This window comes from Enteractinococcus helveticum, from assembly GCF_001657475.1.
Classification (GTDB): Bacteria; Actinomycetota; Actinomycetes; order Actinomycetales; family Micrococcaceae; genus Yaniella; species Yaniella helvetica.
Genome location: NZ_LXEY01000100.1, coordinates 1 through 6741, shown reverse-complemented (window position 1 = coordinate 6741; position 6741 = coordinate 1). Strand labels below are relative to the sequence as shown.

7 protein-coding genes and 2 pseudogenes are annotated in these 6741 nt (G+C 59.0%); 7 read left to right on the top strand and 2 right to left on the bottom strand.

Features of this window, described 5'->3' with window-relative positions; genetic code table 11:
- Positions 1 to 103 precede the first annotated feature (103 nt).
- Positions 104 to 289, bottom strand: coding sequence for a hypothetical protein (locus A6F49_RS17840; protein WP_052499911.1), 186 nt, complete (start codon positions 287 to 289; stop codon positions 104 to 106).
- 92 nt (positions 290 to 381) lie between these two features.
- Between A6F49_RS17840 and arsB the strand changes: the two genes are divergently transcribed.
- The 7 genes and pseudogenes from arsB (at position 382) to A6F49_RS14770 (ending at position 6031) form a co-directional block, all read left to right on the top strand.
- Positions 382 to 1533, top strand: coding sequence for an ACR3 family arsenite efflux transporter (gene arsB / locus A6F49_RS14795; protein ID WP_043055309.1), 1152 nt, complete (start codon positions 382 to 384; stop codon positions 1531 to 1533).
- Positions 1534 to 1537: 4 nt separating this feature from the next.
- Positions 1538 to 1981 (top strand): arsenate-mycothiol transferase ArsC, encoded by a 444-nt coding sequence (locus A6F49_RS14790; protein WP_043055310.1) that lies wholly within the window; start codon positions 1538 to 1540, stop codon positions 1979 to 1981.
- A gap of 4 nt (positions 1982 to 1985) precedes the next feature.
- Positions 1986 to 2432: an arsenate reductase ArsC gene (locus tag A6F49_RS14785; RefSeq protein WP_043055311.1), complete on the top strand. Its 447-nt coding sequence runs from the start codon at positions 1986 to 1988 to the stop codon at positions 2430 to 2432.
- Between the two features lie 80 nt (positions 2433 to 2512).
- A pseudogene (locus tag A6F49_RS17835) lies at positions 2513 to 2618 on the top strand (thioredoxin-disulfide reductase); the annotation flags it as partial.
- Positions 2619 to 2911: 293 nt separating this feature from the next.
- Positions 2912 to 3376: a DUF2306 domain-containing protein gene (locus tag A6F49_RS14780; protein WP_150119539.1), complete on the top strand. Its 465-nt coding sequence runs from the start codon at positions 2912 to 2914 to the stop codon at positions 3374 to 3376.
- A 313-nt stretch (positions 3377 to 3689) separates the two neighbouring features.
- Entirely contained in the window at positions 3690 to 4052 is a 363-nt protein-coding gene (gene cmtR / locus A6F49_RS14775; protein ID WP_043055313.1) for a Cd(II)/Pb(II)-sensing metalloregulatory transcriptional regulator CmtR, read from the top strand.
- Positions 4052 to 6031, top strand: coding sequence for a heavy metal translocating P-type ATPase (locus A6F49_RS14770; RefSeq protein WP_082911830.1), 1980 nt, complete (start codon positions 4052 to 4054; stop codon positions 6029 to 6031). Before cmtR ends, A6F49_RS14770 begins: the two co-directional genes overlap by 1 nt.
- A 191-nt stretch (positions 6032 to 6222) precedes the next feature.
- Here A6F49_RS14770 and A6F49_RS17495 read toward each other — a convergent pair.
- Positions 6223 to 6492: pseudogene (locus A6F49_RS17495) on the bottom strand (transposase); the annotation flags it as partial.
- Positions 6493 to 6741: the final 249 nt, after the last annotated feature.

Genomic DNA, 6741 nt, shown 5'->3' with positions numbered 1-6741 from the left:
GGGCATGTCGAGGTCTTTCTTTAGATGTGTTGTTTGAGCACTTCCATCTTCGGAAGACCTCGACTTTTTTATGCCTTCAACACACCCCGGTCACCAAACCGATCTACACCCAAAATTCCGAAGAGCCCGTAATGTGCGACAACAACCGCAGGCGGGTCGGATCCGCCAGGGCTTTCAGCATGCCAGCGAAGCGATCAGCCTGCTCAGCATCGATGGGGCCATCGGTCAGCGAACAACATTGCGCAACAGGGTGAAGGATCAGGCGGGGGTCGTTGATTGCGGTGCTCATATCCCCATCATACATTGACGGTTATCAATGTGTTAGAGTGGTCTCGCTTTTGACGGATTGACAACTATCAATATGAGGGGCTTAGAAGCTGTATGAGCACGAGCGCGAATGCCGCTGCGACCACGGGGTCGCCGGTGATGCAGGAGATGTCCTTCTTAGACCGGTGGCTGGCAGTGTGGATTCTGCTGGCCATGGGCGTAGGACTGGCATTGGGCCGATTTGTGCCGGGACTCAATACCGCATTGGATTCGATGAGTGTCGGTGGGATCTCGCTGCCGATCGCTATTGGGTTGCTGGTGATGATGTATCCGGTGCTGGCCAAGGTCCGGTATAACGAAACCCAGAGGATCACCGGGGACCGGGAACTGTTGATCCTGTCGCTGGTGTTGAATTGGGTGGTCGGCCCGTTGTTCATGTTCGTGCTGGCTTGGGTGTTTTTGCCGGACCTGCCAGAATATCGGACCGGACTGATCATCGTCGGGTTAGCCCGGTGTATCGCGATGGTCTTCATATGGAATGACATGGCCTGCGGAGATCGCGAGGCGGCAGCGGTGCTGGTGGCGATGAATTCGGTATTTCAACTGTTGGCCTACGGCGCGTTGGGCTGGTTCTACTTACAAGCCCTGCCCTCCTGGCTCGGATTAGAGACCACCTCCGCGGAGTTCTCCATCGGCGCGATCGTGCTGTCCGTGCTGGTGTTTTTGGGTATCCCTTTGCTAGCCGGATTTCTGACGCGCACCGTTGGCGAAAAAGCCAAGGGCCGCGACTGGTATGAAAACACCTTCCTGCCCAAGATTGGCCCGTGGTCGCTCTATGGTCTGCTATTTACCATCGTGTTGTTATTCGCGATGCAGGGCGAAGCCATCACCTCTCAGCCGCTGGATGTTGCCAGGATGGCTGTCCCGCTATTGATGTATTTCGTGTTGATGTTCCTGGTCAGCTTCTATGCCTCCAAGATGGTGGGCCTCAATTATGCCAAGTCCACCTCGGTGGCGTTCACTGCATCGGGGAACAACTTTGAACTGGCCATCGCCGTGGCCATCGGGACCTTTGGAGTCACCTCTGGCCAAGCCCTGGCCGGCGTGGTCGGACCACTCATCGAGGTTCCTGTGCTCGTCGGGCTGGTCTATGTCGCCCTGTGGTTGGGCCGCAGAATCTTCCCGAGCGACCCCACCGTGCCCACCTTCCGCACCGGCAAGACCCCAGCGGATGCCGACAGTATATCAACCACTACAGGAGCCTAAGCTCATGACCACCCGACAGTCTGTGCCCAGTGTGTTATTCGTTTGTGTGAGAAACGGCGGCAAATCCCAGATGGCCGCCGCCCTGATGCGCCACCACGCAGCACAGGCAGGACACCCGATTGAGGTGCACTCAGCCGGCACTCAACCAGGTGAATTCATCAACCAGCTCGCCGCCGACGTGATCGCCGAGGTCGGGGCTGACATGTCAGCCGAATCCCCTCGAGCTATTGACCCGGAGTTGCTGCGCCGAATCAATCGCGTGGTCGTGCTCGGGGATGAGGCCCAGATCGACCCGGTAGAGTCCATGGCCGGCACGATCGAGACCTGGTCCACCGATGAACCTTCTGAACGCGGCATCCAGGGCATTGACCGGATGCGATTAGTGCGCGATGACATCGCTGCTCGCGTGCAAGCACTCTATACCGAATTCACCACTGCGGAAAGATAATGTGATGACCACCCCAACCCCTCCTCAGACCTCGGCTCCTGCCGACCAACCTTCGGTGCTGTTCGTGTGTGTCCACAATGCCGGGCGTTCCCAAATGGCTGCCGGATACCTCCGAGAGCTCGGTCAGGGTCGTGTCGAGGTTCGCTCTGCCGGGTCATCTCCAGGGGATCAACTCAACCCCGTGGCCGTGGAAGCCATGGCCGAAGAAGGCATTGACATCACTTTGGCCACCCCAACCATCCTCACCCCCGAAGCCGTCCAAGCATCCGACGTGGTCATTACCATGGGCTGTGGCGACGCGTGCCCCATTTTCCCGGGCAAACGCTACGAAGACTGGGAGCTCGAGGACCCGGCGGGCCAAGGTATCGAGGCCGTCAGGGTCATCCGTGACGACATCAAATCCCGAATCCAACAGCTCGTCGCCGAACTGCTGGCCCCCGTCGACTCCTGAACATCTATGTCATCGACGGTTCTGTCACCCATGGCGGGGCCCTGATGATTGCCCTGGCGCAGCAGGCCACCGACTTCGGCGCGGTCATCATCGCCACCGGCACGGCCTATAAGGAACTGTGGCCTGCTCGAGGAGTCGCGGTTCACTGGGAAGGGAGGGTCATGGTGTGCGACCTGTGACGGTTTTTCATCCGCGACCAACACACGACCAACACATCGTGGATCATCTCGATGACCGTGTGCAAGAGCTCTGGCTGTAGATTCAAGGATGATCTGTCGCCTGAGCTCGGGGCATCCGCTCCGGGAGTGTTGCAGCTCTTGCCTCGAATTTGAGAAATTCGGGTGGGGTGACGATACCGGAGGAGAGGAGTACTCTCAGTAGTACCTTAATTTATGCTGCCCCATAGAAAGTGATATGCCGGTGGTTGAGGTTCTGGGGTTACCCATCCCCGATGAGGGCCCGTCTTTCTAGCGGTCTTAGTGCTTCACGTGGTTGCGGGGCTGACGGGCGTGGTGTGTGGAGCAACGGCTGCCCTGGCTCGCAAAGGCGGCCCCGTCCATGTCGCCTTCGGCCGGATTTACGGTTGGGCGTTGGTGGCCATCATCGCCACGATGGCGGCGATGGCGGTCATGCGATGGCAGGAAAACTGGTATCTGGTGCCTATCGGGCTGGTGGCCGGCGGTGCCTTGGCCATCGGCTGGTTGGACCGGCGACGCCAAACTCCCGGACATGACCGCGTGCACATCGTGGCAATGGGTTGTTCCTATGTGGCGCTCCTGACCGGGTTCTACGTCGATAACGGCCCGCATCTGCCACTGTGGCGTTACCTGCCCGACTGGGCGTTCTGGGTGATACCTAGCGTCGTGGGGCTGCCGATCATCATCGCCGCACTCCGCCGTCGACCGGCATCACACGCTGTTGAGCCTCTGCTCGAACCAAAGTAGCTATACCTGCCCCACGGGTGGCTCCCGGGAAATCTTAGGAGCGGGCCAGTACAGCCCCGCACTAGCCTTCTTGTGAATCGCTGATGTCTTTTTTGACAGACAACTCCCGGCAACAGCAATCGGGGTACTGGTCACAAGCGCGCACGAAAACGCCTCGATTGACCATACATCCGCAATCCGCGCTTCCCGTATCCATCCTCCGATTCTATCAATTAACCGAAGAAGCACCGAGGTCTTGTCGAGGGCATCAGCTTCCACGTGTTTTGGGTCACGAGAATTGCTGATAGGTCAGCGAACGCTGTATGGTCAGTGTGTGCTGACTATTGCTTCTCGTCTTGATGTCATGAACCGGTTGGGTCGGGCAATGTCAGACCCCACCCGCTCTCGAATTTTGTTGTCGCTGCTTGATCAGCCCGGATATCCGGCTCAGTTGGCCGAAACCTTGGGCCTGACGCGGACGAATGTCTCGAATCATCTGGCCTGTTTGCGGGACTGTGGGATTGTGGTCGCCGAGCCAGAGGGGAGGCGTACCCGATATGAAATCGCCGACGCGCATCTAGCGCAGGCACTCAATGCGCTGGTGGATACGACCCTGGCCGTGGATGACAACGCGACCTGTCTAGACCCGGCATGTCCGGTCGTCGGCTGCTGTGACACCATGGGAGGCGATCGATAATGTCCGCTGCGTGTGGGTGCGAAGCATCCGATCAAACCGTGGACCACCAGGAGCACGCTGGGTGGTGGGCTGATCGCGCGATGCTCATCCCGGCAGTCTCCGGGGTGGCCCTGTTGGTCGGTCTGTGCCTTGAATGGTTCATTCCAGGCACTGGCCTAGCGGCCACAATATTGTTCTGGTTGGCACTGGTGGCGGGTGCTTCCCAGTTCGTGCCCGGTGCTATGCGGGGGTTATTCACCTCGGGCCGGTTAGGCATCGGATTGTTGATGACCATTAGTGCCACCGGTGCGGTCATCCTTGGGTTCATTGAAGAAGCCGCCGCGCTGGCCTTTTTGTATTCCATTGCCGAAGCCTTGGAAGATCGCGCGATGGATAAGGCCCGGTCGGGCCTGCGTGCTTTATTGTCGCTGATTCCAGCCACTGCCACAGTCGTGGCCGCCGGGACCACTCGCACAATCCCGGTGGAATCGCTTGTTCCGGGGAGTGTACTGCGCCTGGCAGCAGGGGAGCGATTGGCCACCGACGGTGTGGTGGTTTCCGGGCACAGCAGTCTGGACGTTTCGGCGATCACCGGTGAATCAATCCCGGTTGCGGTTGAACCCGGTCATCAGGTTTTAGCGGGGTCGATCAATACCTCCGGTGTGCTTGAGGTCGAGGCCACAGCCGCTGGAACAGACAACTCGCTGACCGCGGTCGTGGAATTGGTCGAACAGGCCCAGCATGACAAAGGCCAACGCGCGCGAATTGCTGACCGCATCGCCCGTCCATTGGTCCCGGGCGTGCTAATTCTGGCCGTCCTCGTGGCCGTCCTTGGGGCTCTACTGGATGATCCTGGAGTGTGGATTGAGCGCGCTTTAGTTGTCCTGGTGGCGGCCTCGCCGTGTGCGCTGGCCATCTCGGTGCCGGTGACGGTCGTTTCTGGCATTGGTGCGGCCAGCAAGTTCGGTGTGATCATCAAGTCTGGGGCCGCCTTTGAACGCCTCGGTGGGATCCGTCATGTGGCCCTTGACAAGACTGGCACACTGACTCGGAACCAGCCGACCGTGACCGAGGTGCTGACCACCGATGGCAGTAGCCCGGCGGAGGTACTCGGGTGGGCTGCCGCGCTGGAAATCCATAGCACCCACCCCCTGGCCGCCGCCATAATCACCGCAGCACCCCACACGCCGGTGGCCCGCCAGATTAACGAGGACGCCGGTCACGGCATAACCGGCGTCGTTGACGGTGGTCGAATCTCGGTAGGCAGCCCCCGCTGGCTGAGCCCCGGCTCGCTCACTGGTCTGGTCCAGGACTTGGAAGACCACGGCATGACTGTGGTCATTGTGCACCGCGAGGACCAACCCGTGGGCGCGATCGGGGTGCGTGACGAACTCCGCCCAGAAACCGCCGACCTCATCCAAGAGTTAACCGAGACGGGCTACGGGGTCACCATGCTCACCGGGGACAACACCCGCACCGCACACGCGTTGGCCCTGGAAGCCGGGATTGATGATGTCCGCGCCGAGCTGCATCCGGAAGGCAAGGCTCACGCCGTGGCGGAACTCCAAGAACATGGTCCGGTCGCAATGATTGGTGACGGGATCAACGACGCCCTGGCCTTGGCCTCAGCGCCGATCGGTATTGCCATGGGTGCCAAAGGCGCGGATGCCGCAGTAGAATCCGCCGATATAGCATTCACTGGCCATGACCTCAGCGTCCTGCCACGGGCGTTGCAGCATGCCAGCCGGGGACGCCGCATTATCAATCAGAACATCGTGTTGTCGTTGGCCATTATTGTTGGCCTGTTGCCGTTAGCCATCACCGCCGTGCTGGGGTTAGCCGCCGTAGTCCTAGTCCACGAGCTGGCAGAAGTCATCGTGATTGCCAACGGTCTGCGAGCTGGCCGACTCCTGAACTCCACGAGTTCGACGAATACTGGAATACCCGCAAAGCCGATTTCGGCGGTTTCTCACTTTGGAAGCCAATCTCCCGCATCTTGACCGGTCTCGAATGTATAGGCTCCGCCGTCGACGCATGTAGCAGTCATGTCGAGATTGAGTCGGTAGACGGTTTCGCCGTCATCGGTGTTCGATTCGACGTTGGCCTTGAGCTTTCTTCGCGCCACGAGCCGTATAACCTCATGGACTTACAGGGCGTCGACAGCCAGCAGGGGGTGTCCCTATGCTTTTCGTTAAGCCGCTTGCGGGATGTTTTCGGGAGCAGCTTGGTAGAGGCTGCCGTTTCGGACCATCGCATACAGCACGTTGAGTCGTCGGCAGGCCAAACAGATGACCGCGGCGTTGTGTTTCTTGCCTTCGGCGCGTTTCCGTTGGTAATAAGCTTTCGATACAGGGTCGTGGCAGGAGGCCACCCAGGCGGATCTGAACAACGCATTTTTGAGTTGCTTGTTGCCAGAGCGTGCCGGGAATTCTCCGCGGATGGAGGTCCCAGAGCGCCGTGACCACCAGTTTTCTCCCAATTCTTCAACCGGAGAGTGTCCAACCAGGTATACCTGGTTGGATGTTATTCATGAGCTACAGATCGTGTGGTCAATGTGTCCTTGTATCGTTATAGAGGCTCAGATGTCAGAGCTTTGCGAGCGGTATTGCGGCTATCGGTATAGAAGAAGATCTGGTCTATCTTATGATCCGCTAATTTGGGATTTAATGTCACGATATTCTCCATGGCATGGGTCTTCAACCTCATGTTG

Coding starts and splice junctions, on each gene's coding strand:
- A6F49_RS17840 (WP_052499911.1), bottom strand. CDS start 289: ATGAGCACCGCAATCAACGACCCCCGCCTGATCCTTCACCCTGTTGCG.
- arsB (WP_043055309.1), top strand. CDS start 382: ATGAGCACGAGCGCGAATGCCGCTGCGACCACGGGGTCGCCGGTGATG.
- A6F49_RS14790 (WP_043055310.1), top strand. CDS start 1,538: ATGACCACCCGACAGTCTGTGCCCAGTGTGTTATTCGTTTGTGTGAGA.
- A6F49_RS14785 (WP_043055311.1), top strand. CDS start 1,986: ATGACCACCCCAACCCCTCCTCAGACCTCGGCTCCTGCCGACCAACCT.
- A6F49_RS14770 (WP_082911830.1), top strand. CDS start 4,052: ATGTCCGCTGCGTGTGGGTGCGAAGCATCCGATCAAACCGTGGACCAC.